We start from the raw sequence: 20966 nt of genomic DNA, 5'->3' as shown, positions 1-20966 counted from the left end.
CTTGTGTTGGCGCGAGGCCTCAGCGAACAGGTCGAACTTCAGGGCGCTACGGGGAGTGATCATGGCAAAGGATGGAGCACGCGTTCTCGATCAACAAGGGACCGGATGGGTTTTGAGAGGTTCCCAGTTGGGTCCTTGAAATCGCAGTGATCGATGTCAGCCATCTGGATGCCGTGGTGACGGGGTTCTGCCTGCTGGCGGAAACCTCCACGTGCATCGTGCTCAACGCCCCTCGCGAGCATGCGCAGGTGTTGCCGGCGAGGCGCGACAGCATCAAGCCCCCCATCCGCAAAGTGACGGGGCGTTAGCCCCTGGAGCAGAAGGCGGAATCAATGCCGATTCGATTGCGAGTGCATCGCTTCGGCATCCGCCTCTTGGGGCTGGCGGCGCGCACCGTTTTTTTCGGGAAGCGTGGCCAGGACCACGCTGGCGATCGCAATGCCAAATGCGAGCAGTTGAACCGCGGCAAGGCGCTCTCCGAGCACCAGTACCCCCACCAGCGCCGCGCTGATGGGCAACATCACGGTAAAGACGCCGCCTTGTGCGGCAGGCACCGCCTTGAGCCCCGTCATCCACAGCCACACGGTCCACATGCTCGCGGCCAGTGCGTAGAAGACGAGCAACGTCCAAAGACCGGGTGTGAGGCTGGCAAAGTCAAAATGCCATGCTGCGTACAGTCCCATGGGGGTGGCCAGCACGAATCCCCACAGGTTGATCAGTGAAGTGATTCGGCGCGGCCCCAGCGTGCCCGTCAGTTTCTTGCCGATGACCGAATAGGCCGCCTCGCACAGAACGGCACCCAGCAAGAGCAATTGCCCAAGCCAAACCAGATTGGGAGCGTTTTCGCCCTCATGCCGGGATTTTAATTGGGTGTGATGCTCTGAATTTGATAGCGAAAAGAGCGCGATGCCGACGACGGCGCACCCGACCGCGATCCAGGTCCGCGCAGAGACCTTTTCCTTCAGGAAAAACCAACTCATCACCGCCACTGCGGCAGGGATTCCGGCCATCGTCACCCCTGCCGATACGGCGCTGGTGAGACTCACGCCCGAGATCATGCAAAGGGTGAAGAGGAAATTGCCCAAAAAAGATTCGAGAAACAGCAGGCGCCGCACCTGCGGTGTCATCGGGCCTTCATCCGCTGGTTTTTTGAGCCAGTGGAGCATTCCCAATCCCCCAATACCGAACCGCATCCAGGCCAGCAGGAAGACCGGCAGCGCGGCCGCCAGTGGCTTGGACAAGGCGACATAGCTGCCCACGAGCGACATGCTCAATGCAAGGCAGAGATAGGCGATGGGGCGGCTTGGCATGTTCGCGTGTTGGCTAGACTTTGCGGGTAGTACCCTGGAGCGCGCCATCATGCCCGACGAAACCCTTCATCCTTTTTCACGCTACGTTTTTGTCTATGGCACCTTGCGCCGTGGCGGCAGCAATGACATTACCCGACTGACGCCCTGCGCGACATTCCTGGGGGAGGCCACCGTCTGCGGAACGCTCTACGACCTCGGTGCCTATCCAGGCATTGCGCTGCATTTGGCGGACGCGTTGGAGCAGGGCGATTTTTCGGTGCACGGCGAGGTCTATGCGATTTCGCCCGAGCTGGAGATCCGGCTGGACGAAATCGAGGGGCTGCTGCCTGAGCCCAATGGTGAGTACGAGAAGCGGGAGATCTCAGTGTCCGTGGGGGGGCAGCAGCTGCAATGCCTGGTGTATGAAATCAATTCCGAATACTTGCAGAACGCAACCCGGATCGTGCATGGCGACTGGATGAGCGGTCGCCGTCCCTAATTTTTGCATCGCAGAATTTGCTTTTCATATTGCAAAATTAAATCATGTTGCGCTGCGGAAAAATTTCTTGATATGAGAAATTAAATTTCACCATAAGAAATTATCTGAGTAACTTATTGATTTAAAACAATAAATTTTATCTCTTATATAAGACATAAGAGCTTGATCAAGTCTTGTACAAGACTTAAAGTGGTCTCCAAGGGCGGCCTCTTGCAGCCCGGCTTATCAACCAACCCACGGAGTGACCTATGCCGCAATCCTTCAATGAACAGCTCAGCCGCGAACAGCAAATTGCCGCCCTCGAAAAAGACTGGGCACAGAACCCGCGTTGGAAGGGTATCAAGCGCGGTTACAGCGCTGCGGATGTCGTGCGTCTTCGGGGCTCCTTCCAGGTGGAATACACGCTGGCACGGCGTGGCGCCGAAAAACTGTGGGGGTTGGTCAACAACGAGCCTTATGTGAACTGCCTGGGCGCACTCACGGGAGGCCAGGCCATGCAGCAAGTCAAGGCCGGCGTCAAGGCCATTTACCTGTCGGGCTGGCAGGTTGCGGCAGACAACAACGAATATGCGGCGATGTACCCCGATCAGTCGCTGTATCCCGTCGATTCGGTGCCGAAGGTGGTGGAGCGCATCAACAACGCTTTCACCCGCGCCGATGAAATTCAATGGTCCAAAGGGGCCAATCCTGGTGACGCAGGCTTTGTCGACTACTACGCGCCCATCGTGGCCGACGCGGAGGCGGGCTTCGGTGGCGTGTTGAACGCCTACGAGTTGATGAAGGCCATGATCCGCGCGGGGGCCGGCGGCGTGCATTTCGAAGACCAGTTGGCGTCTGTGAAGAAGTGTGGCCACATGGGCGGCAAGGTGCTGGTTCCCACCCAGGAGGCGGTGCAGAAGTTGATCGCTGCACGCATGGCTGCAGACGTCTACGGCGTGCCGACCCTGGTGATCGCGCGGACCGATGCGGAGGCCGCCGACCTGATCACCAGCGATTACGACGCCAATGACAAGCCGTTCCTGACGGGTGAGCGCACGGCCGAAGGTTTCTACAAGACCAAGAAGGGCTTGGATCAGGCCATCAGCCGCGCCGTTGCATACGCGGATTACGCGGATCTGGTGTGGTGCGAGACAGGCACGCCGGACCTGGAGTTCGCAAAGAAGTTTGCGGATGCCGTGCATGCCAAGCACCCCGGCAAGCTGCTGGCGTACAACTGCTCGCCATCATTCAACTGGAAGAAGAACCTCGACGATGCCACCATCGCCAAGTTCCAGCGCGAGTTGGGCGCCATGGGCTACAAGTACCAGTTCATCACGCTGGCCGGCATCCACAGCATGTGGTTCAACATGTTCGACTTGGCGCAGGATTATGTGAAGCGCGGTATGTCGGCCTATGTCGAGAAGGTGCAAGAGCCTGAATTTGCAGCGCGAGATCGGGGCTACACCTTCGTCTCGCACCAGCAAGAAGTGGGCACCGGTTATTTCGACGATGTGACCACGGTGATCCAGGGCGGTAAATCCAGCGTGACGGCACTCACGGGTTCGACCGAAGAAGAGCAGTTCCACTGACCTTGCGTTGTCGATGGGCCTGGGGCTTCAAGGCCCCAGGCTTTTTCCATTGGGGGCGGGTTAGAATCCCGCGACCATCACATCAGCACAAGAGCGAGAAAGGCACATCTGGTTATGACACCGCGAACTACAACGGAGATGTTGACCGGCCTTTAAGGCTGCCTGTTCGCGCCTGCACAGATTTGCACTCTTCTTCCAAAAGCGCGGACTTCGTTCCGCGCTTTTTGCTTTGTGGCACCACGCGCCACCCCCCCTCGACAAGGATTCTTCAATGATTCAGATCACGCTCCCCGACAATTCCCAACGCGAATATCCTGGCCCGGTGACGGTGGCAGAGGTGGCCCAGTCCATCGGTCCAGGGCTGGCCAAGATGACGGTGGCAGGCAAAGTGGATGGGCGCCTGGTGGATGCCAGCGATGTGATCGAGCACGATGCCCGCCTGCAAATCATCACGCCGCGCGATGAGGAAGGCGTGGAGATCATCCGCCACTCCTGCGCTCACTTGGTCGGCCACGCCGTGAAGCAACTCTATCCGACGGCCCGGATGGTCATCGGCCCCGTCATCGACGAAGGCTTTTACTACGACATCGCCTATGAGCGGCCTTTCACGCCCGACGACATCGCTGCCATCGAGCAGCGCATGAAGGAGTTGATCGCGCAGGACTACGACGTGATCAAGAAGATGACCCCGCGGGACGAGGTGATCGAGGTGTTCAAGGCGCGTGGGGAAGACTACAAGCTGCGCCTTGTGGAGGACATGCCCGAAGAGAAAGCCATGGGCCTTTACTACCACCAGGAGTACGTGGACATGTGCCGTGGCCCCCACGTGCCCAACACACGATTCCTGAAAGTCTTCAAGCTGACGCGGGTGTCCGGTGCGTACTGGCGTGGCGATGCCAAGAACGAGCAATTGCAACGCGTCTACGGTACCGCGTGGGCCGACAAGAAAGACTTGGACGCGTATGTCAAGCGCATCGAGGAGGCCGAAAAGCGCGATCACCGTCGTCTCGGCAGAGAGCTGGACCTGTTCCACATCGACGAGCACTCGCCCGGTACCGTTTTCTGGCACCCCAAAGGGTGGACGATCTGGCAGGGCGTCGAACAGTACATGCGTCAGGTGTATCGCGACAACGGCTACCAAGAGGTGAAAGGCCCGCAAATCCTGGACAAGCACCTGTGGGAAAAAACGGGGCACTGGGACAAGTACCGCGAGAACATGTTCACGACGGAGAGCGAAAAGCACGACTACGCGCTCAAGCCGATGAACTGCCCCGGGCACATCCTGATCTTCAACCAAGGCGTGAAGAGCTATCGCGATCTGCCTTTGCGCTTCGGCGAGTTCGGTCAGTGCCATCGCAATGAGCCGACGGGCGGCCTGCATGGAATCATGCGAGTGCGTGCGTTCACCCAGGATGATGGACATATCTTCTGCACCGAAGAGCAGATCCAGCAGGAATGCATCAACTTCACCACGCTGCTGCAAAAGGTCTATAAAGACTTCGGCTTCACGGACATCATCTACAAAGTCGCCACCCGGCCTGAAAAGCGCATCGGCTCCGAAGAAAGCTGGGACAAGGCAGAGAATGCATTGATTGAAAGCCTGAAAGCCTCTGGCTGCGACTACCAAATCGCCGTCGGTGACGGCGCTTTCTACGGCCCCAAGCTGGAATACACGCTGCGCGATGCCATTGGCCGTCACTGGCAATGCGGCACCATTCAGGTCGATCCTTCCATGCCTGAGCGGCTGGGTGCCGAGTACGTTGGGGAAGATGGTGCCCGCCATCGCCCCATCGTTCTTCACCGTGCCATCGTTGGCAGCCTGGAGCGTTTCATCGGAATTCTGATCGAGCAGCACGCAGGCGCGTTGCCGGTCTGGTTGGCACCAGTGCAGGTGGCTGTGCTGAACATCACGGGTGCACAGGACGATTACTGTCGTGAAATCGCCGCAAAGCTTCAAAAAGCACTGCCGAATCAAGACCTTAGGGTGGCGCTTGACCTGCGTAACGAAAAGATTACGTATAAAATACGAGAGCATTCGTTGCAAAAGCTGCCTTACATCATCGTCGCCGGTGAGAAAGAAAAGGCAGCAGGAGCTGTCGCAGTGCGCGCCCGGGGCAATCGAGACCTCGGTGTGATGTCCCTCGAAGCGTTCGTAGCGCTCATCGCCCAGGACATCGCTTCTAAAGCTTGATTTGGTGTCAAACTTGGCTTTAGCCCGCGTGAGCTGTGCGGTACTCGCTACGTTATCCGTAGCATTTTGATTGAAGGAAAATAGCCATCGCTACTGAATTTCGTGATCGTCGCCAGCGCGAAGAGCGCAAGCACCGCCTGAACCGTGAAATCATGGCCCCCGAGGTTCGCCTCTCCGGACCTGAGAACGAGCCGCTCGGGGTCGTGAGCCTCATGGAAGCCCTCCGCATGGCGGGCGAGCTGGATGTGGACTTGGTGGAGATTGCCGCCACGGCCAACCCTCCCGTGTGTCGCCTGATGGACTATGGCAAGTTCAAGTATCAGGAGCAAAAACGCGCGGCAGAGGCCAAGGCCAAGCAGACGGTCATCGAGATCAAGGAAATCAAATTCCGTCCCGGTACGGATGATGGTGACTACAACATCAAGATGCGCAACATTCGCCGCTTTCTGGCGGAAGGTGACAAATGCAAGATCACCCTGCGCTTTCGCGGTCGGGAAATCACCCATCAGGAATTGGGCTTGGCCTTGCTCAATCGCATTCGCGATGATTTGGGCGACACCATCCTAATTGAGCAGTTTCCCAAGCTCGAAGGCCGGCAAATGATCATGATGATCGCGCCTGGTAAGAAGAAGCCCGCTGGCAAACCGGCAGCGGAAGGCGCCACCACCGCTGCTTGATGTGGCCGGTGAGCTAAGTGTTTAAGTAAATTGACCGGGCCAGCCTCAAGGCTGGCTCGGGCATAGGGGCCGTGAAAGCGGCACCGAACGGCAGGCCAAGGCCTTGCCGTCAAAAAGTGACTCGGGGCCAACAAGGTTGCGGATCGGTTCGCAAACGCCTCGCGAGCACAAACAAAAGGAGCATTCACATGCCCAAAATGAAGACCAAGAGCAGCGCGAAAAAGCGTTTCCGCGTTCGTCCCGGTGGCACCGTCAAGCGCGGTCAAGCCTTCAAGCGTCACATCTTGACGAAGAAGACCACCAAGAATAAGCGCCATCTGCGTGGTGCAGTTTCTGTGCATGAGACCAATATGGGCTCCATTGCACAAATGCTGCCTGGTGCTGGCCTTTAACAACGACGAACAAGGAGTACTCACATGCCTCGCGTCAAACGTGGTGTAACGGCCCGTGCCCGTCACAAGAAAGTTCTGGCCCTTGCTAAGGGTTTCCGTGGTCGCCGCGGTAATGTTTTCCGTATCGCCAAACAGGCGGTAATGAAGGCTGGGCAGTATGCCTACCGTGACCGCCGCACCAAGAAGCGCGTGTTCCGCCAACTGTGGATCGCCCGTATCAACGCCGCTTCGCGCGAATTGGGCCTGACCTACAGCCAATTCACGAACGGCCTGAAGAAGGCTGCCATTGAGATCGACCGCAAGATGCTGGCCGACCTCGCGGTGCACGACAAGGCTGCTTTCGGCAGCATCGTGGAGCAAGTCAAGGCCAAGCTGGCTGCTGCTTGAGTTCACGACTGGTAGCTATCTTATTGATAGCTGCTTGCGCAATAAACGCAAGGGCTAGGGCTTGAAAAGGCACTAGCCCTTGTTTATTTCCAAGAGACGATGAGAGCTGGTATGAACGAGTTGGACTCCCTGGTCGAAAGCGCGCGGAACCTGTTCGCGCAAGCCGTCACCCCTGCCGATCTGGAAAATGCCAAGGCGCAGTTCCTGGGCAAGTCGGGGCGAGTGACCGAGCTCATGAAGGGCATGGCCCAGCTGTCCGTTGAGGAAAAGAAATCCCGCGGTGCCGCCATCAATGTCGCCAAGCAGGCCATTGAAGCATCCCTGAACGCAAGCCGAAAAGCGTTGGCGGATGCCGAGCTGGAAGCACAACTGCAGGCGGAATCGTTGGATGTCACCTTGCCTGGACGCCAACGGGGGCAAGGTGGATTGCATCCCGTGTCCTTGACCCTGGAGCGCATCGAGGGCATTTTCGGCTCGATGGGTTTTGACGTGGCCGAGGGGCCCGAGATTGAATCCGACTGGTTCAATTTCACGGCGTTGAATACGCCTGAAGACCACCCGGCGCGCTCCATGCACGACACGTTCTATGTCGAGGGCGGCACGGCCACCGCTCCGAACCTGTTGCGCACGCATACCAGCCCCATGCAGATCCGCCATGCTGTTCAGCATGTCAAAAAACACCGCGCTTTGATCGACTCGGGCCAGGCCATGCCGGAGATCCGCGTCATTGCCCCGGGCCGTACGTACCGCGTGGACAGCGATGCCACGCACTCACCCATGTTCCATCAGTGCGAAGGCCTGTGGATCGGCGAGAACGTGAGCTTCAAGGATCTGAAGGTCGTCTTCACCGACTTCTGCCGTACTTTCTTTGAAAGCGATGATTTGGTCTTGCGCTTTCGGCCCAGCTTTTTCCCTTTCACCGAGCCCAGTGCCGAAATAGACATCCAGTTCCAGACGGGCCCTTTGGCCGGACGCTGGCTCGAAGTGGCGGGCTCCGGGCAGGTGCATCCGAACGTCGTGCGGAACATGGGCCTCGATCCAGAAAAATACATCGGCTTTGCGTTCGGCATGGGTCCTGACCGGCTGACGATGCTGCGCTATGGGGTCAATGATTTGCGCCTCTTCTTTGATGGCGACATTCGTTTTCTTTCGCAGTTCCAGTAAACCGCACGCTGCGTTCCATACAGGCGGCCCACCTAACGAGGGCTGCTGCGCTTAAGAATCACTGAAGACTGAATATGCAATTTCCAGAATCCTGGCTGCGCGAGTTCTGCAATCCTCCACTTTCGACCACAGAATTGGCCGAGACACTGACCATGGCAGGGCTCGAAGTGGAAGAGCTGCAGCCTGTGGCGCCTCCTTTCACGAAGATCGTGGTGGGAGAAATCAAGGAGGCGGTGCAGCATCCAAATGCTGATCGCCTGCGCGTTTGCCAGGTCGATACGGGGCAGGGTGCTTTGCTCAACATCGTGTGTGGTGCGCCCAATGCACGCGTCGGTATCAAAGTGCCTTGCGCGCTTGTCGGTGCGGAGTTGCCTCCCGGGGAGGATGGCAAACCGTTCTTGATCAAGGTGGGCAAGCTTCGCGGTGTGGAAAGCCAGGGCATGCTGTGCTCCGCCAGGGAGTTGAAGCTCTCGGAAGACCATGGAGGCCTTTTGGAATTGGCGGCCGATGCTCCGCTCGGGCAGGACATTCGGACGCATCTGAACCTGGACGACACGCTGTTCACCCTCAAGCTCACGCCCAATCTGGCACATGCCTTGAGCGTTTACGGCATCGCGCGTGAAGTCTCTGCCCTGACTGGAGTGCCGCTGAAGCCGCTGCAGTTTTCGGCGGTACCGGTGGGTCATGGCGACGTTTTGCCAGTCAAGATCAGCGCCTCGGATCTGTGTGGGCGATTCTCGGGACGTATCGTTCGCAACATCAACACGCAGGCTGCGACGCCGCAGTGGATGCTAGATCGGCTTGCACGTTGCGGGCAGCGAAGCGTTTCCCCGCTGGTCGATATTTCCAACTATGTGATGTTCGAGCTGGGTCGCCCCTCGCACATTTTCGATCTGGACAAAATTCACGGCCCCCTGGATGTGCGTTGGGCGCGTGCGGGCGAAGAGCTCAAATTGCTGAATGGCAACACCGTCGCCCTCGACGAAAAGGTGGGCGTCATTGCGGATGCAAGCCAGGTCGAATCGCTGGCGGGCATCATGGGGGGCGATGCGACGGCCGTGTCGAACGACACCCGCCATATCTACATCGAAGCGGCTTTCTGGTGGCCCAAGGCCGTGGCTGGCCGCTCGCGCCGCTATAACTTCTCGACCGATGCCGGACATCGTTTCGAACGTGGCGTGGATCCGAGCCAGACTGTGGAACACATTGAGCGCATCACGCAGTTGGTGATCGACATCTGCGGCACGCCTGAAACCGTTTGCGGTCCGATAGACGACCAGTGTCCGAACCTACCTGAAGCCAAGCCCGTCACGCTCCGCGTTGCCAGAGCCGTCAAGGTGATCGGCATGCCATTGACGCAAGAGCAGTGTGCCGATGCGCTGAAGCGCCTGGGACTGCCAGTGACCTCTGGCGAGGGCACATTGACGGTGCTGCCGCCTGCTTATCGGTTCGATCTCGCGATCGAGGAAGATCTCATCGAAGAAGTGGCTCGCATGGTGGGCTACCAGCAATTGCCTACCACGCCGCCGTTGGCGCCCATTACGCCCAAGCTGCGTGCCGAAGAGCGTCGGGGGCCTTTTGCCGTGCGTCGTGCACTGGCGGGACTTGGATACCAGGAAACCATCAACTTCAGCTTCGTGGAGGAGCATTGGGAGCACGAGCTGGCGGGCAATCCACAGCCCATCCGTTTGTTGAACCCCATTGCCAGCCAGATGAGCGTGATGCGCTCGTCGCTGTTGGGCTCCTTGCTGCAGGTCTTGAAGTTCAACCTGGATCGCAAGGCGTCGCGCGTGCGGGTTTTCGAGTTGGGCCGGGTCTTTCTGCGCGATGCGTCCGTTGCGGGGTCTGATACCACGGTAGAAGGTTTTCATCAGCCCATGCGCGTGGCTGGTCTCGCGTACGGCGCAGCCGACCTTCTTCAGTGGGGCCGCAGAGAGCAGGGCGTGGATTTCTTCGATGCCAAAGGCGATGTCGAGGCGCTGCTTGCTCCCCTGAAGCCCGTTTTCGAGCCTGCAACGCACCCGGCCATGCACCCTGGCCGGTGTGCCCGCGTGCTGTTGGATGGCCAGGCCATTGGGTTCATCGGGGAGTTGCACCCTCGGTGGCGCCAGTCCTGGGAGCTTCCCCAAGCCCCAGTCATGTTCGAACTGGAACTCGATACGGTCATGCAGCGGCAGGTCCCTCGTTTTCATGCAGTGGCCAAGCACCAGGCTGTGGAGCGGGATCTGGCCGTGGTGGTTGCCGAGCGGATCACGCACGCCGATGTGATGGCAGCCATTCAGGCTGCCGTGCCTCCTACACGGCTTCGCGCGGCGGTGCTGTTTGATGTTTTCAGGCCCAAGCCTTTGCGTGATGGCGAAGCCGCTGTTGGTGGTCTCGCCAGCGGTGAAAAGAGCTTGGCCGTGCGCCTGACGCTGGGGGCTGATGGCGCCACGCTGACGGATGCTGAAATCGAAGCGACGATTCAGTCGGTGGTCGAACAACTGTCGAGCCGTACCGGTGCGAGGTTGCGGTGATGACGATGCTGAACGGGAGCGCTGACGTGATGGAATTTGCGGTAGAAAGCCTGGAAACCCCTGCGTTGACGAAGGCGCAGCTGGCGGACCTTCTGTTCGATCACATTGGTCTGAATAAACGCGAATCGAAAGACATGATCGATGCTTTTTTCGATCTGATTGCGCAGCGCTTGGTGGACGGTCAAGACGTGAAGCTTTCGGGCTTCGGTAACTTTCAGATCCGTACCAAAGCCCCGAGGCCGGGGCGAAATCCCCGCACGGGCGAGGCGATTCCGATTCAGGCTCGCCGTGTCGTGACTTTCCATGCCAGCAGCAAGCTCAAGGAGCAGATCCAGAACGCGGGCGCTGCTAGCTGAAGCGCTGTCTCTTTCCCGCCTGCCACTGAACGGAAGTGGCTGGCGCCTTTGTTCCGGCTGCAGTACGCTGCTTGTTTATTCGCTAGAAACCGCGTCCCATGGGCACACCGCTTCCTCCCATCCCGGCCAAACGGTATTTCACCATTGGAGAGGTGGCCGCGCTCTGTGGCGTCAAACCGCACGTACTGCGCTATTGGGAGCAGGAGTTCACGCAGCTTCGGCCCATGAAGCGCAGGGGAAACCGCCGCTACTACCAGCACCACGAGGTGCTCATGATCCGTCGCATCCGGGATCTGCTGTACGAGCAAGGCTTCACGATCAGCGGCGCGCGCAATCGCCTTCAGGAGGTCGACTCCCTGCCGCTGGAGATGGACGCCAACGCCTCTTTCGCTTTGCAGGCAGTACATGGGACCGACCTGTCGAGCCCGACAACAGCGTTGCCCTCGATTGCCCTCCTGGATGCTCAGGTCCTGCGGCGGGAATTATTTGAAATTCGTGCGCTGCTTTCCTTGAACTGAGTTTTTTGTGCATATAATCTAAGTCTTGTCGGCGTGTAGCGCAGCCTGGTAGCGCACTTGCATGGGGTGCAAGGGGTCGCGAGTTCGAATCCCGCCACGCCGACCATTTATAAAAAAATCAACGGGCTATCGCCAAAAGCGATAGCCCGTTTTTTCTTTGTCTTGTCGCATTCTCTTGCCCTCTGGTCTTTGCGGTTCCCACAGTGCAGGGTCGACTTCTCCATTGTTCCCTGCACCGGCTTGATCGTTGCTCGGCCAGTGGCATCAAGGCGATCTACGACTCCGTGCTCGCCAAGGGCGCTCCAAGATAAGCCTGGACCCGGCTTTGAGCCGCTTGCCTGTGTATTGACCCAGTGAAACCCTGCTCAGGTGTTATCTTTGAAAGGAAGACACCGTGATTATGTTGATGGAAGAAGAGATCAAGCGCTGGACGGCCAAGCGCAAGACGGCGTTGGTTTTGGAGATCATCCAGGGCAAGACCAGCGTGTCCAAGGCGAGCCGGGCCTATGACCTGCCGCCCTCGGAGATCGAGGGCTGGGTGGAGGATGGCCGCAAGGGCATGGAGAACGCCCTGAAGGCGAACCCACAGGACGTGCGCGAGCAGTACGAGCGCCAGCTCAAGGATCTGCAGGAGGCCTACGGCGAGGCGATGCTGGAGTTGCGTGCCCGAAAAAAATTGCAGTCCCTGCTGGGCGAGGACGAAAAGTGATCGAGACGATCCGTCAGGGACTGCAGGCCGAAGGCATCACCGTCTCGATCAGCAAGCTGTGCCGGTGGTTCGGCGTGCCGCGCCGCAGCGTGTATTACAAGCCGGTGAAGGCTGCACCGAAACTGCAGGACAGGTTGGTCGCTCCAGTCAAGGCCATGATCGAGGAGAACCCTTCGTTCGGCTACCGCACGGTGGCGCACCTGCTGGGGTTCAACAAGAACACCGTGCAGCGCATCCTCCAGCTCAAGGGCTGGCAGGTACGCAAGCGGCCCGTGGGTTTCAGACCTCGCATCGAGTCATTGCCATCGGTGGCGAAAGCGCCGAATGAACGCTGGGCGACGGACATGTGCCGAGTGTGGGCGGGCCGTGATGGTTGGGCGACGATGGCGCTGGTGATCGACTGCCACAGCCGGGAGTTGCTGGGTTGGCACCTGTCGCGCAGCGGCAGATCGAAGACGGCCGAGTCGGCGCTGGAGCAGGCGCTGATCTCGCGGTTCGGCACGTTGGGACATGTACCGCGGCCGTTCCTGCTGCGCTCGGACAACGGCCTGGTGTTCACCAGCCGCAGCTTCACGGCGCTTGTCAGAAGCTACGGCCTGCGACAGGAGTTCATCACGCCGCACAGCCCCGAGCAGAACGGCCTGGTCGAGAGGGTGATTCGCACGCTCAAGGAGCAGTGCGTGCACCGCCATCGATTCGAATCCTTGCAGCACGCCAGCCGGGTGATCGCGGACTGGATCCATTTCTACAACCACCAGCGCCCGCATCAGGCGCTGAACATGAGGACACCCGCTGAGGCATTTGCATTAGCGGAATGACCTAAGCAGGTTTCGCTGGGTCAATACACCTGCGCTTACGAGGGATTCATCAACCAAGCCGTAGAAAGCTCGCGAAACGTTCAGCAATGCCGGCATCGCTTCGCAATACGCTTGGCCCCCTACAAAAAGGGAGGGCATGGATGAACGATCGGGTGATATGGCCGGCAAGCATGGGAGCGCTGACCCGTTTTGAGGCACATGGCTGGAGGGTGCATGCGACCCAGGAGGTTTCATATGAAGTGCGCCAGATCGATGGCATCTTCAGTCTCGACTCCCTCGAATTGATCGCCTGCGGCAGGGCCCAGCCTTGTTTGCGCCAAGCCATCGTGATCGATGCACGCGTGGACCAGCTCTACGGCGAAGAAATGCGTGCGTACTATGCCCACCATGGGGTCGAGGTTTCCATCTTGAGCCTTTCCGTTTCGGAAGAAACGAAAGACCTGGATGCGGCGATGACGATCGCTCGCCACCTCGAATCGGCAGGGGTGTTGCGCCGTTCGGAGCCCGTGGTTGCCATCGGAGGTGGCGTGTTGCTCGACCTCGTCGGTTTCGCAGCGGGGCTCTATCGGCGGGGGATTCCTTACGTCAAGGTTCCCACCAACGCCATGGCGTTATGGGATGCCGCGGTGGGCATCAAGACGGCCGTGAATGCGCTGGATCGTCGCAACCGCCTGGGCTCATACCACGCGCCCACCGTTGCCCTGCTGGATTGCAGCTTCTTGTCGACGGTGGAGTCCCGCGAACTCTCCAACGGGATGGGAGAGTTGCTCAAACTCGCGGTGATCAAGAGCCCTCGGTTGTTCGACCTGCTGGAGCGGCACTCCGAGATGCTGCTGCTGACCCGCTTCCAGGACGGGATCGTCGCTCCAGAGGTCATCGGTCTGGCGGTGGAGGGCATGCTGGAAGAGTTGGCTCCCAACCTGTGGGAGCTCACGCTGGACCGATGCGTCGATTTCGGACACTCGTTTGCTCCGCTGGTCGAGATGAAGGCGCTGCCCGAATTGCTGCATGGCGAGGCGGTCGCTTTGGATGTGCTGTTTTCTTGCCGCCTGGCGCGGGCGAGAGGGCTCCTCACAGACCAGGATGTGCGTCGGGTCGTGCGTGTCATGAAATCCATGCAATTGCCTTTGCGGCATCGCTTTTTCGAGCAGCCCGGCCTGCTGCAGGAGGCGCTGGCCGACACGATGCGTCATCGCGATGGCCGGCAGCGACTGCCGCTGCCCGACGGGATCGGCGCATGCCGCTTTGTGAATGATGTGGACGCCGATGCCATCCGCATTGCTGCCGAGGAGATGGCGCATGCAGATGCCTGAAACCGGTCTTTCGCGGCTGAGCGCCAGTCAGGCGCAGCAATTGGTGCAGAGCGCGCTGATCACAGGCCTGGACGAAGGCCTGGCCGTCTCGGCGGCGGCGGTGGACAGTTCCGGACACCTTCTGGCGTTTGCCCGTGCGGACGATGCCTTTCTGGGATCGATCGACGCGTCGATTGCGAAGGCGCGGACAGCGGTTTATTTCCGCAGGGACACCGCCGCGATGCAGCAGGCGCTGGAACAGGGCAAGACCGCCTATCTCGCCCTGGCCGACGTCCTGCCCCTGGAAGGCGGCGTTCCGCTGCTGGTGGGAGGAACCTTGGTGGGCGGACTCGGAATCAGCGGTGCCGCGTCTGCCCAGGATGGGGTGCTGGCCCGGGCCATCGCATCCTTGCTGAACTCGTTGTCAGGTCGGACCCCATGAACGCTTTCAAAGACAGGGTGGTGCTGGTCACTGGTGGAGGCACGGGCATCGGGAGGGCGACGGCGCTTGCGTTCGCCAAGCAAGGCGCCCACGTGGCCATCGCGGGCCGCACGGTGTCTTTTTGCGCTGAGACCGCCAAGATGATTCTGGACGCCGGCGGCATCGGCTTCGCGGTGGCCTGCGATGTCGGCAGCGAGAACGACGTGATGAACCTGATGGACGATGTCGAGCGCCGCCTTGGTGTCGTGGACATCGCATTCCTCAATGCGGGCGTTGGAACAGCCTCGGCCATCGTCGACCAAGACATCGACGCGTTTGAAGCGGTCATGCGCACCAATTGCACAGGGCTCATGCTGTGCATGAAACATCTGCTCAGACCGATGTACGAGCGGCGTTCGGGCTGCATCGTCAACAACCTTTCCGTACACGCCCATCGCACGATCCTGGAAGGAACGGGCGCGTACACCGCTTCCAAGCATGCAGCGCTTGCGCTGACCAAGGCCGCCGCAGTCGAGGCGGCGCCTTATGGTGTGCGCGTGAATGCCGTGTCCCCTGGGCCGATTTCCACGGAGATGCTGGCCCGCTCCAGCGCTGTCTCCGGCGGTCTGGAGGGATGGGCCGAGCGGCTGCCCATGAAGCGCGTGGGTGAGCCGAATGACGTGGCGCAAGCCGTGCTTTGGCTCAGCAGTCCCCAGGCCTCTTTTTTGACGGGCGCGGTGGTGCCCGTGGACGGCGGCTTTCTCGCACTTTGATGCCCGAACATGACATGGATTGCTTTGGGCCTGCTGGCCGGGTTGGTGCTGGGAACCTACGACTTTTTGACCAAACTCGCCCTCAAGGAAAAAACGGTCCTGGAGGTGGTGCTGTGGTCGTCCGTTCTCGGCGCGCTGATCTGGGCTCCGTTCTTTTTCCTGCCGGCCGCTTGGGCAGGCACGCTGCAACCCATGGGGTTGTACCCTGCCGCGTTGACCCGGGCCGAGCAGTTGGCCTTGCTGCCCAAATCCGCAATGATGGTGGTCACGTGGATTCTTTCGTACTACTCGGTCAAGTCCTTGCCGTTGTCGATCTCCGCGGGCGTGCGCGCTTCGGGGCCGCTCTGGACGGCAGTGGGTGCCATCGTTTTTCTGTCCGAGCAACTGAACTGGTGGCAATGGATGGGGCTCGCAGTCTCCATGGGGTCCTACTATCTGTTCTCCTTGATCGGACAAAAAGAGGGCATCCGGTTTCAGCGCAACGGGTGGGTGCTGTGCATGCTCGCGGCCACGTTGCTGTCTTCGGCCAACGCGCTTTACGACAAGCACATTCTGGCAACCCTGCAATTGGACTTGGCCGCCGTCCAGGCGTATTCGGCCATTCAGCGGGGCAGCATGGCGCTGCTGCTATTGCCCTGGGTTTTCGGGGCGATGGAATGCCGAAGCCTGTTGTCCCGAAATTGGGCGGTTCCTGCGATTGCCGCTGCGTACATATTGGCCGAGTTCATTTATCTCACGGCCGTGCAGACCGAAGGCGCTCTGATCTCGGTGATATCGGTGCTTCGGCGAACCAATCTCGTCATGGTGTTCGCGTTGAGCGCCCTGTTCTTCGCCGAGCGATTCATTCGGCAAAAAATGCTGGCAATTTCAGGCGTGTTGGTCGGTATCGTGCTGACCATCGTTCATTAGCCATCTTGCACCAACGCGCGGATCCAATGGATCACCGTGCTGCCGTGGCGAGAGATCAAGGCCCGCTCCGATGCGAGCAGGAAATAAGCCTGCTCCGACGGAATGGCGATGTCGGAGACCCGCACCAGACTGCCGTTTTGAAGAAGGCCTTTCACCAGAGAACGCCGACCCAGTGCGATCCCTTGCAGATTGAGGGCTGCATCCAGCATGAAGCCCGTGTCGGAATAGGTCAGCGTGCGCTGCGCCGGCGAGATTTGGATGCCGGCCTTCTTAAGCCAGGGTTCCCAGGGCTGCCTGCTATGGGACAGGAACACCGCGCATTTGAACAGGTCCTCGACACTGGGCGCATCGCAACGTTTCAGATAGGCCGGTGCAGCCACTGGAAACCACTCGTCCTCCAGCAGCGGTTCGCAATGGTGGGCCTGGGGCCGTGCTTTGGCGAACCGGATGGCAATGTCTGCCTCTCCCTGATCGACGTCCACCTTGCATGTGGTCGGCGACACCTCGATGGAGACGGCAGGGTGCACGCGCTGGAATTCGGTGAGCGCTGGAACCAGCCGAAAGCGTGCAAAAGAAGGCAATACGCTGATTCGGATCACGCTGCGCTCCTGCGTGAAGCCCGAGAAGGCCTCTTCCAGCGTGTCCAATGCGTCTTTCATCTGCTGGTGCAAATGCTCCCCTTCGGGGGTCATCGCGACCGAGCGGGTCGTCCGTGTGAACAGGCTATTGCCCAGCAGTCGTTCCAGTTCACGAATCCGGTGGCTGACGGAACTGTGGGAAATATTCAGCTCGTCTGCCGCTTTGTTGAAGCTGCGCATGCGTGCCACAGCGTCGAACGCAAGAATCAAATGGATGGGGGGTATCTTTCGCATGGACGCGGATAAGGAAAATTCGAAGGAAAGATTCCATATCGGGATCGATCTGGGCGGGACGAAAATCGAAGGCATCGTACTCGACCATCAATATCGAGAATGCCGGCGAATCCGAATGGAGACCCGGGCCAGCGACGGCTATCTTCCAGTTTTGCACCGCATTATCGAAATGCATTCCCAACTGGCTGCTGTGGTTTTGGGTGAAGAAGCGACATTGGGAATCTGCACCCCGGGGTCCATTTCGAAAACCACCGGCTTGCTGAAAAATTGCAATGCAACCGAGTTGAACGGCCATCCTCTGCAGGCGGATCTGCGCCAGCGGCTGGGCCGCCCATTCGCCATGGAAAACGATGCCAACTGCTTTGCGATGGCTGAAGCCCTCCAAGGCGTAGGCAGCGGTCACGGCTGCGTGCTCGGGCTCGTGCTTGGCACAGGAGTGGGGGCGGGCATCGTGGTCAATGGTCGCGTGTGGAGCGGGCGCCATGGCATCGCCGGAGAATGGGGCCATATGTCCATCGATCCGGACGGGTCTGCCTGCTATTGCGGCCGCCAAGGATGCGTCGAGCGCTATCTGAGCGGAACTGCGCTGGAGGCCGGCTACCGGCAGTTCACCGGCCGGTCTGCCGATGCCGCCCGCATCGTTGAAATGGCGCGCCATGGCGATGGCGCAGCCGTCGAATTGCTGGACCGATTTCTCAGCCAATTTGCCGGCGCGGTCGCCAACGTGGTCGCCATTCTGGACCCGGATGTGATCGTCATCGGCGGTGGGCTTGCCAGCATGGATGAACTGTATGAAGAGGGTGCTCTTCGGCTGCAGCGCATGGTCTTCAACGATGACTTCCACACCCCCGTGCTGCGCAACAGGCTGGGCAATTCGGCGGGTGTGATCGGCGCTGCCATGGTCGGGGTTTGAAGTGCGTGTCCTGACGATTGGCGGTGCCACGCTCGACATCGTGGTTGCAGGGGTGGACGCGATGCATGACACCGGAGCCAAACACGATGTGGCCAGCGTGCAATGGTCCAGCGGGGGCGGCGCGGTGAACGCGGCGCTGGGATTTGCTGCCTTTCACGCACAGGTCACGGCCTGCTGCGCTGTCGGCGCGGATGTGGAAGGGCGATGGCTGAGCGACACGTTGGACCGGCAAGGCATCGCGGTGGAACGTGTGCAGACCATCCCCGGATGCCCCACGGGAAAGGCCGTGATCCACCTGGACCCGCAGGGCGATGCCACCGTGTTCGCGCAGCGCGGTGCCAGTACCCGGCTGTCGTTGGCGGATGCCTCTGCAATGCTCATGCAAGCCGAGCTTGTCTATGTGTCCGCGTTGGCCGATGCCGCCACCGACGAGTTGAGCCACGCGTTGGCGGGCCTGCCGTCCCGGCCTTTCCAACTGGTGGTCAATCCGGGCGCACGTTCATTGCGCCAATCGCCCGACTCCTTGGAACGGTTGCTGCAAGCGGCAGACCTGGTCTGCCTGAACGCGATCGAAGCGCAGTGGCTGGCCGCCCACAGAGGTGTGACCTGCACCCCGGAGATGGATGCCCACGAGGCCGTGGCGCTTGCCGCTGCATTGGCACGCCGCCAGGGGCAAGGGGTGCTGGTCACCCTCGGCGCTGGCGGTGCGGCGTTCTTCGATGGGCAGCACGGCCACCACCACCCTGCAGAGCCCACCACCGTCGTGTCCACACTGGGTGCAGGGGACGCCTATGCGTCGGCGTTTGCCTTCCACTGGTTTTCGGGGCGTGGGGCCCGGGCCTCGCTGGAGGCGGCCAACCGCCGTGCGGTGAAAGTGCTTGGCGTCGCGGCTGCGAATCTCGCCACCTTGGTCATGTAGGGCAAAGGGCGTCAACGCTGCGTTGCGACAGGCAATAAAAAAAGCCACCCGAGGGTGGCTTTTTTGTTCCCGACTTGGAATCAGGACTGTCTTTGGCGGAGAGGGCGGGATTCGAACCCGCGGTGGGGATTAGCCCACACACGCTTTCCAGGCGTGCGACTTAAACCGCTCATCCACCTCTCCGAAGCCCGCGATTGTAGCAGTGGTTTTGGCCTGTTCTTGGAAAAACCGTTGAAGCGCCGTTCAAGGCGCGCGTTGGGTCGTTTGAACCATCTTCATGGCGGAGCCGATCAGGGCGGACACTTCGCTCATGTTGCTGGGCACGATCAGCGTGGTGGTCGCATCCGCGGCCACCTTGCCGTACGCGTCCACGGCGCGCTCGGCCACCTTCAGCTGCACGGCCTGTTCGCCGCCCGGCTGCCGGATCGCCGCGGCGACTCGCTCGATGGCCTGTGCGGTGGCTTCGGCCACGGCCGTGATGGAGGCAGCCTCGCCCTGGGCGTTGTTGATCTGCGCCTGCTTTTCGCCCTCCGACCGTGCGATGAATGCTTCGCGCTCGCCGGTGGCGATGTTGATCTGCTCCTGGCGGCGGCCTTCCGAGGCGGCGATGAGGGCGCGCTTTTCCCGCTCGGCCGTGATCTGCGCCTGCATGGAGCGCAGGATTTCGGCCGGTGGCGTGAGGTCCTTGATTTCGTAGCGCAGCACCTTCACGCCCCAGTTCAAAGCGGCCTCGTCGATCGCCTGGACCACCTGGGCGTTGATGATGTCGCGCTCTTCGAAGGTCTTGTCGAGTTCGAGCTTGCCGATCACGCTGCGCAGCGACGTTTGCGCCAGCTGGGTGACGGCCATGATGTAGTTGCTGGAGCCGTAGCTGGCGCGCATGGGGTCGGTCACCTGAAAGTAGAGGATGCCGTCCACCTGCAGCTGGGTGTTGTCGCGCGTGATGCAGACTTGGCTGGGCACGTCCAGCGGAATTTCCTTGAGGCTGTGCTTGTAGGCCACGCGGTCGACGAACGGCACGAGGAAGTTCAGCCCCGGCGTGAGGGTGCCGGCATATTTGCCCAGCCGCTCCTTGACCCAGGCGTTCTGTTGGGGAACCACCTTCACCGAGCGTGCGATGAAGATGCCGGCGATGACGACGATGACGAGGGCGATGATTTCCATGGGGTCCTTTGCGATGGTGAAGATTCGGGTGGGCGCGTTGCGTTGTGGCGGTGCGTGAGGGGGCCGGGGGCCGGCCTCAGAGCTTGTCGACCAGCAGCCGGTTGCCGATGACTTCCGCCACGCGGTGCATGCCGGAAGAGGGTGCATTGCCGGGGCGCAGGACCACCGTCCATTGGGCGCCGCGGTAACGCACCTGCGCGGTGCCGTCGGAGTTCCAGATCTCCACGTTCACGGACTCGCCCACATCCATGTTCACATCGCGGTTGCTCGATGCGGGCTGGGCGCCCGGGTTCTTTTTACGGAACACATAGCAGCCCACCACGCCCGCGGAACCGACCGCGGCCGCCGCCAGCAACTGCGCCGCGACCGAGCCGCCCGCATGGGCCGCCAGGGCACCGGCGGCCAGGCCGATGGCCAGCATGAGCAGGTAGAACGTGCCCGTGAACAGCTCCACGGCAACGGCCCCTCCCGCCATCAGCCACCAGAGGGTGGATTGCTCTATCACTGCGCGCTCCTCGTTGTGTTTAGTGCACCACATTCTGGGTCAAAAGACCGGACCGTCAAAGGCGTGACAACGTTATTCCTTACACTTCGCGCCTGTTTCGTTTTTTGGGCCCGC

Annotated in this window: 22 protein-coding genes, 2 tRNA genes and 1 pseudogene; 20 read left to right on the top strand and 5 right to left on the bottom strand. The window is 60.3% G+C overall.

Annotated features, from left to right (window positions below; all coding sequences use genetic code 11):
* Window positions 1–125: 125 nt before the first annotated feature.
* Window positions 126–308, top strand: a pseudogene (locus AVAK2825_RS15685) (Lrp/AsnC family transcriptional regulator); the annotation flags it as partial.
* 21 nt (window positions 309–329) lie between these two features.
* On the opposite strand, the gene AVAK2825_RS15680 reads toward AVAK2825_RS15685, so the two are convergent.
* The gene (locus tag AVAK2825_RS15680; RefSeq protein ID WP_284400493.1) at window positions 330–1310 is read right to left on the bottom strand and encodes a DMT family transporter; all 981 of its coding nucleotides are present in this window, start codon (window positions 1308–1310) and stop codon (window positions 330–332) included.
* Window positions 1311–1359: 49 nt separating this feature from the next.
* Between AVAK2825_RS15680 and AVAK2825_RS15675 the strand changes: the two genes are divergently transcribed.
* The 17 genes from AVAK2825_RS15675 (at window position 1360) to AVAK2825_RS15595 (ending at window position 16479) form a co-directional block, all read left to right on the top strand.
* Window positions 1360–1788 carry a gamma-glutamylcyclotransferase family protein gene (locus AVAK2825_RS15675; protein WP_284400490.1) on the top strand — a complete coding sequence of 143 codons (429 nt, stop codon included), beginning with the start codon at window positions 1360–1362 and terminating at the stop codon, window positions 1786–1788.
* Window positions 1789–2036: 248 nt separating this feature from the next.
* Window positions 2037–3356, top strand: a complete 1320-nt coding sequence (gene aceA / locus AVAK2825_RS15670; protein ID WP_284400487.1) for an isocitrate lyase — start codon at window positions 2037–2039, stop codon at window positions 3354–3356.
* Window positions 3357–3627: 271 nt separating this feature from the next.
* Complete coding sequence (gene thrS, locus AVAK2825_RS15665) at window positions 3628–5547, top strand: threonine--tRNA ligase (protein WP_284400485.1); 1920 nt, start codon at window positions 3628–3630, stop codon at window positions 5545–5547.
* An 80-nt stretch (window positions 5548–5627) separates the two neighbouring features.
* Window positions 5628–6224 carry a translation initiation factor IF-3 gene (gene infC, locus AVAK2825_RS15660; protein WP_284400508.1) on the top strand — a complete coding sequence of 199 codons (597 nt, stop codon included), beginning with the start codon at window positions 5628–5630 and terminating at the stop codon, window positions 6222–6224.
* Between the two features lie 188 nt (window positions 6225–6412).
* Window positions 6413–6616, top strand: a complete 204-nt coding sequence (gene rpmI / locus AVAK2825_RS15655) for a 50S ribosomal protein L35 (protein ID WP_092745026.1) — start codon at window positions 6413–6415, stop codon at window positions 6614–6616.
* A 24-nt stretch (window positions 6617–6640) separates the two neighbouring features.
* Window positions 6641–7003: a 50S ribosomal protein L20 gene (rplT, locus tag AVAK2825_RS15650; RefSeq protein ID WP_092745027.1), complete on the top strand. Its 363-nt coding sequence runs from the start codon at window positions 6641–6643 to the stop codon at window positions 7001–7003.
* A gap of 111 nt (window positions 7004–7114) precedes the next feature.
* Window positions 7115–8167 (top strand): phenylalanine--tRNA ligase subunit alpha, encoded by a 1053-nt coding sequence (gene pheS, locus AVAK2825_RS15645; protein ID WP_272563836.1) that lies wholly within the window; start codon window positions 7115–7117, stop codon window positions 8165–8167.
* A gap of 74 nt (window positions 8168–8241) precedes the next feature.
* A complete protein-coding gene (gene pheT / locus AVAK2825_RS15640) occupies window positions 8242–10683 on the top strand; it encodes a phenylalanine--tRNA ligase subunit beta (RefSeq protein WP_284400475.1) in 2442 nt (813 codons plus the stop codon).
* Window positions 10683–11039 carry an integration host factor subunit alpha gene (locus AVAK2825_RS15635; protein ID WP_284400474.1) on the top strand — a complete coding sequence of 119 codons (357 nt, stop codon included), beginning with the start codon at window positions 10683–10685 and terminating at the stop codon, window positions 11037–11039. Before pheT ends, AVAK2825_RS15635 begins: the two co-directional genes overlap by 1 nt.
* Window positions 11040–11137: 98 nt before the next feature.
* Window positions 11138–11557 carry a MerR family transcriptional regulator gene (locus tag AVAK2825_RS15630; protein WP_284400472.1) on the top strand — a complete coding sequence of 140 codons (420 nt, stop codon included), beginning with the start codon at window positions 11138–11140 and terminating at the stop codon, window positions 11555–11557.
* Between the two features lie 29 nt (window positions 11558–11586).
* Window positions 11587–11663 (top strand) — tRNA-Pro (locus tag AVAK2825_RS15625).
* 288 nt (window positions 11664–11951) lie between these two features.
* A complete protein-coding gene (locus tag AVAK2825_RS15620; RefSeq protein WP_284400469.1) occupies window positions 11952–12266 on the top strand; it encodes a DUF1153 domain-containing protein in 315 nt (104 codons plus the stop codon).
* Window positions 12263–13084 carry an IS3 family transposase gene (locus AVAK2825_RS15615; protein ID WP_284400467.1) on the top strand — a complete coding sequence of 274 codons (822 nt, stop codon included), beginning with the start codon at window positions 12263–12265 and terminating at the stop codon, window positions 13082–13084. The genes AVAK2825_RS15620 and AVAK2825_RS15615 overlap by 4 nt, the downstream gene beginning before the upstream one ends.
* A gap of 140 nt (window positions 13085–13224) precedes the next feature.
* Complete coding sequence (locus AVAK2825_RS15610) at window positions 13225–14397, top strand: sedoheptulose 7-phosphate cyclase (RefSeq protein ID WP_284400463.1); 1173 nt, start codon at window positions 13225–13227, stop codon at window positions 14395–14397.
* Window positions 14384–14818 carry a GlcG/HbpS family heme-binding protein gene (locus tag AVAK2825_RS15605; RefSeq protein WP_272563831.1) on the top strand — a complete coding sequence of 145 codons (435 nt, stop codon included), beginning with the start codon at window positions 14384–14386 and terminating at the stop codon, window positions 14816–14818. Before AVAK2825_RS15610 ends, AVAK2825_RS15605 begins: the two co-directional genes overlap by 14 nt.
* Window positions 14815–15570 carry an SDR family NAD(P)-dependent oxidoreductase gene (locus AVAK2825_RS15600; RefSeq protein ID WP_272563830.1) on the top strand — a complete coding sequence of 252 codons (756 nt, stop codon included), beginning with the start codon at window positions 14815–14817 and terminating at the stop codon, window positions 15568–15570. The genes AVAK2825_RS15605 and AVAK2825_RS15600 overlap by 4 nt, the downstream gene beginning before the upstream one ends.
* 9 nt (window positions 15571–15579) lie before the next feature.
* Window positions 15580–16479, top strand: a complete 900-nt coding sequence (locus tag AVAK2825_RS15595) for a DMT family transporter (protein ID WP_284400459.1) — start codon at window positions 15580–15582, stop codon at window positions 16477–16479.
* Here AVAK2825_RS15595 and AVAK2825_RS15590 read toward each other — a convergent pair.
* Complete coding sequence (locus tag AVAK2825_RS15590; RefSeq protein WP_284400457.1) at window positions 16476–17297, bottom strand: LysR substrate-binding domain-containing protein; 822 nt, start codon at window positions 17295–17297, stop codon at window positions 16476–16478. The genes AVAK2825_RS15595 and AVAK2825_RS15590 overlap by 4 nt on opposite strands.
* On the opposite strand from AVAK2825_RS15590, the gene AVAK2825_RS15585 reads away from it, so the two are divergent.
* Together AVAK2825_RS15585 and AVAK2825_RS15580 are read left to right on the top strand one after the other, a co-directional pair.
* Window positions 17296–18264, top strand: coding sequence for an ROK family protein (locus AVAK2825_RS15585; protein ID WP_284400456.1), 969 nt, complete (start codon window positions 17296–17298; stop codon window positions 18262–18264). The two genes, AVAK2825_RS15590 and AVAK2825_RS15585, sit on opposite strands and share 2 nt — an antisense overlap.
* A gap of 1 nt (window position 18265) precedes the next feature.
* On the top strand, window positions 18266–19183 hold the full coding sequence (locus AVAK2825_RS15580; RefSeq protein WP_502870547.1) for a carbohydrate kinase family protein: 918 nt from the start codon (window positions 18266–18268) through the stop codon (window positions 19181–19183).
* Between the two features lie 93 nt (window positions 19184–19276).
* Here AVAK2825_RS15580 and AVAK2825_RS15575 read toward each other — a convergent pair.
* From AVAK2825_RS15575 to AVAK2825_RS15565, 3 genes are all read right to left on the bottom strand, one after another.
* A tRNA-Ser gene (locus AVAK2825_RS15575) sits at window positions 19277–19366 on the bottom strand.
* 60 nt (window positions 19367–19426) lie between these two features.
* A complete protein-coding gene (locus AVAK2825_RS15570; RefSeq protein WP_272563823.1) occupies window positions 19427–20347 on the bottom strand; it encodes an SPFH domain-containing protein in 921 nt (306 codons plus the stop codon).
* Window positions 20348–20423: 76 nt separating this feature from the next.
* Window positions 20424–20849, bottom strand: a complete 426-nt coding sequence (locus AVAK2825_RS15565; RefSeq protein WP_284400507.1) for an NfeD family protein — start codon at window positions 20847–20849, stop codon at window positions 20424–20426.
* Window positions 20850–20966: the final 117 nt, after the last annotated feature.

Source organism: Acidovorax sp. SUPP2825 (assembly GCF_030158995.1).
Lineage (GTDB): Bacteria > Pseudomonadota > Gammaproteobacteria > Burkholderiales > Burkholderiaceae_C > Paracidovorax.
This window is presented reverse-complemented; position numbering and strand designations above follow the sequence as displayed.

What these genes read in the sequence shown, in the direction of transcription:
- AVAK2825_RS15630 (WP_284400472.1), top strand. Translation starts at nt 11,138, where the DNA reads ATGGGCACACCGCTTCCTCCCATCCCGGCCAAACGGTATTTCACCATT.
- AVAK2825_RS15585 (WP_284400456.1), top strand. Translation starts at nt 17,296, where the DNA reads ATGCGTGCCACAGCGTCGAACGCAAGAATCAAATGGATGGGGGGTATC.
- pheT (WP_284400475.1), top strand. Translation starts at nt 8,242, where the DNA reads ATGCAATTTCCAGAATCCTGGCTGCGCGAGTTCTGCAATCCTCCACTT.
- AVAK2825_RS15570 (WP_272563823.1), bottom strand. Translation starts at nt 20,347, where the DNA reads ATGGAAATCATCGCCCTCGTCATCGTCGTCATCGCCGGCATCTTCATC.
- AVAK2825_RS15600 (WP_272563830.1), top strand. Translation starts at nt 14,815, where the DNA reads ATGAACGCTTTCAAAGACAGGGTGGTGCTGGTCACTGGTGGAGGCACG.
- thrS (WP_284400485.1), top strand. Translation starts at nt 3,628, where the DNA reads ATGATTCAGATCACGCTCCCCGACAATTCCCAACGCGAATATCCTGGC.
- AVAK2825_RS15675 (WP_284400490.1), top strand. Translation starts at nt 1,360, where the DNA reads ATGCCCGACGAAACCCTTCATCCTTTTTCACGCTACGTTTTTGTCTAT.
- aceA (WP_284400487.1), top strand. Translation starts at nt 2,037, where the DNA reads ATGCCGCAATCCTTCAATGAACAGCTCAGCCGCGAACAGCAAATTGCC.
- AVAK2825_RS15635 (WP_284400474.1), top strand. Translation starts at nt 10,683, where the DNA reads ATGACGATGCTGAACGGGAGCGCTGACGTGATGGAATTTGCGGTAGAA.
- AVAK2825_RS15595 (WP_284400459.1), top strand. Translation starts at nt 15,580, where the DNA reads ATGACATGGATTGCTTTGGGCCTGCTGGCCGGGTTGGTGCTGGGAACC.
- AVAK2825_RS15610 (WP_284400463.1), top strand. Translation starts at nt 13,225, where the DNA reads ATGAACGATCGGGTGATATGGCCGGCAAGCATGGGAGCGCTGACCCGT.
- rpmI (WP_092745026.1), top strand. Translation starts at nt 6,413, where the DNA reads ATGCCCAAAATGAAGACCAAGAGCAGCGCGAAAAAGCGTTTCCGCGTT.
- AVAK2825_RS15605 (WP_272563831.1), top strand. Translation starts at nt 14,384, where the DNA reads ATGCAGATGCCTGAAACCGGTCTTTCGCGGCTGAGCGCCAGTCAGGCG.
- rplT (WP_092745027.1), top strand. Translation starts at nt 6,641, where the DNA reads ATGCCTCGCGTCAAACGTGGTGTAACGGCCCGTGCCCGTCACAAGAAA.
- AVAK2825_RS15680 (WP_284400493.1), bottom strand. Translation starts at nt 1,310, where the DNA reads ATGCCAAGCCGCCCCATCGCCTATCTCTGCCTTGCATTGAGCATGTCG.
- AVAK2825_RS15590 (WP_284400457.1), bottom strand. Translation starts at nt 17,297, where the DNA reads ATGCGCAGCTTCAACAAAGCGGCAGACGAGCTGAATATTTCCCACAGT.
- pheS (WP_272563836.1), top strand. Translation starts at nt 7,115, where the DNA reads ATGAACGAGTTGGACTCCCTGGTCGAAAGCGCGCGGAACCTGTTCGCG.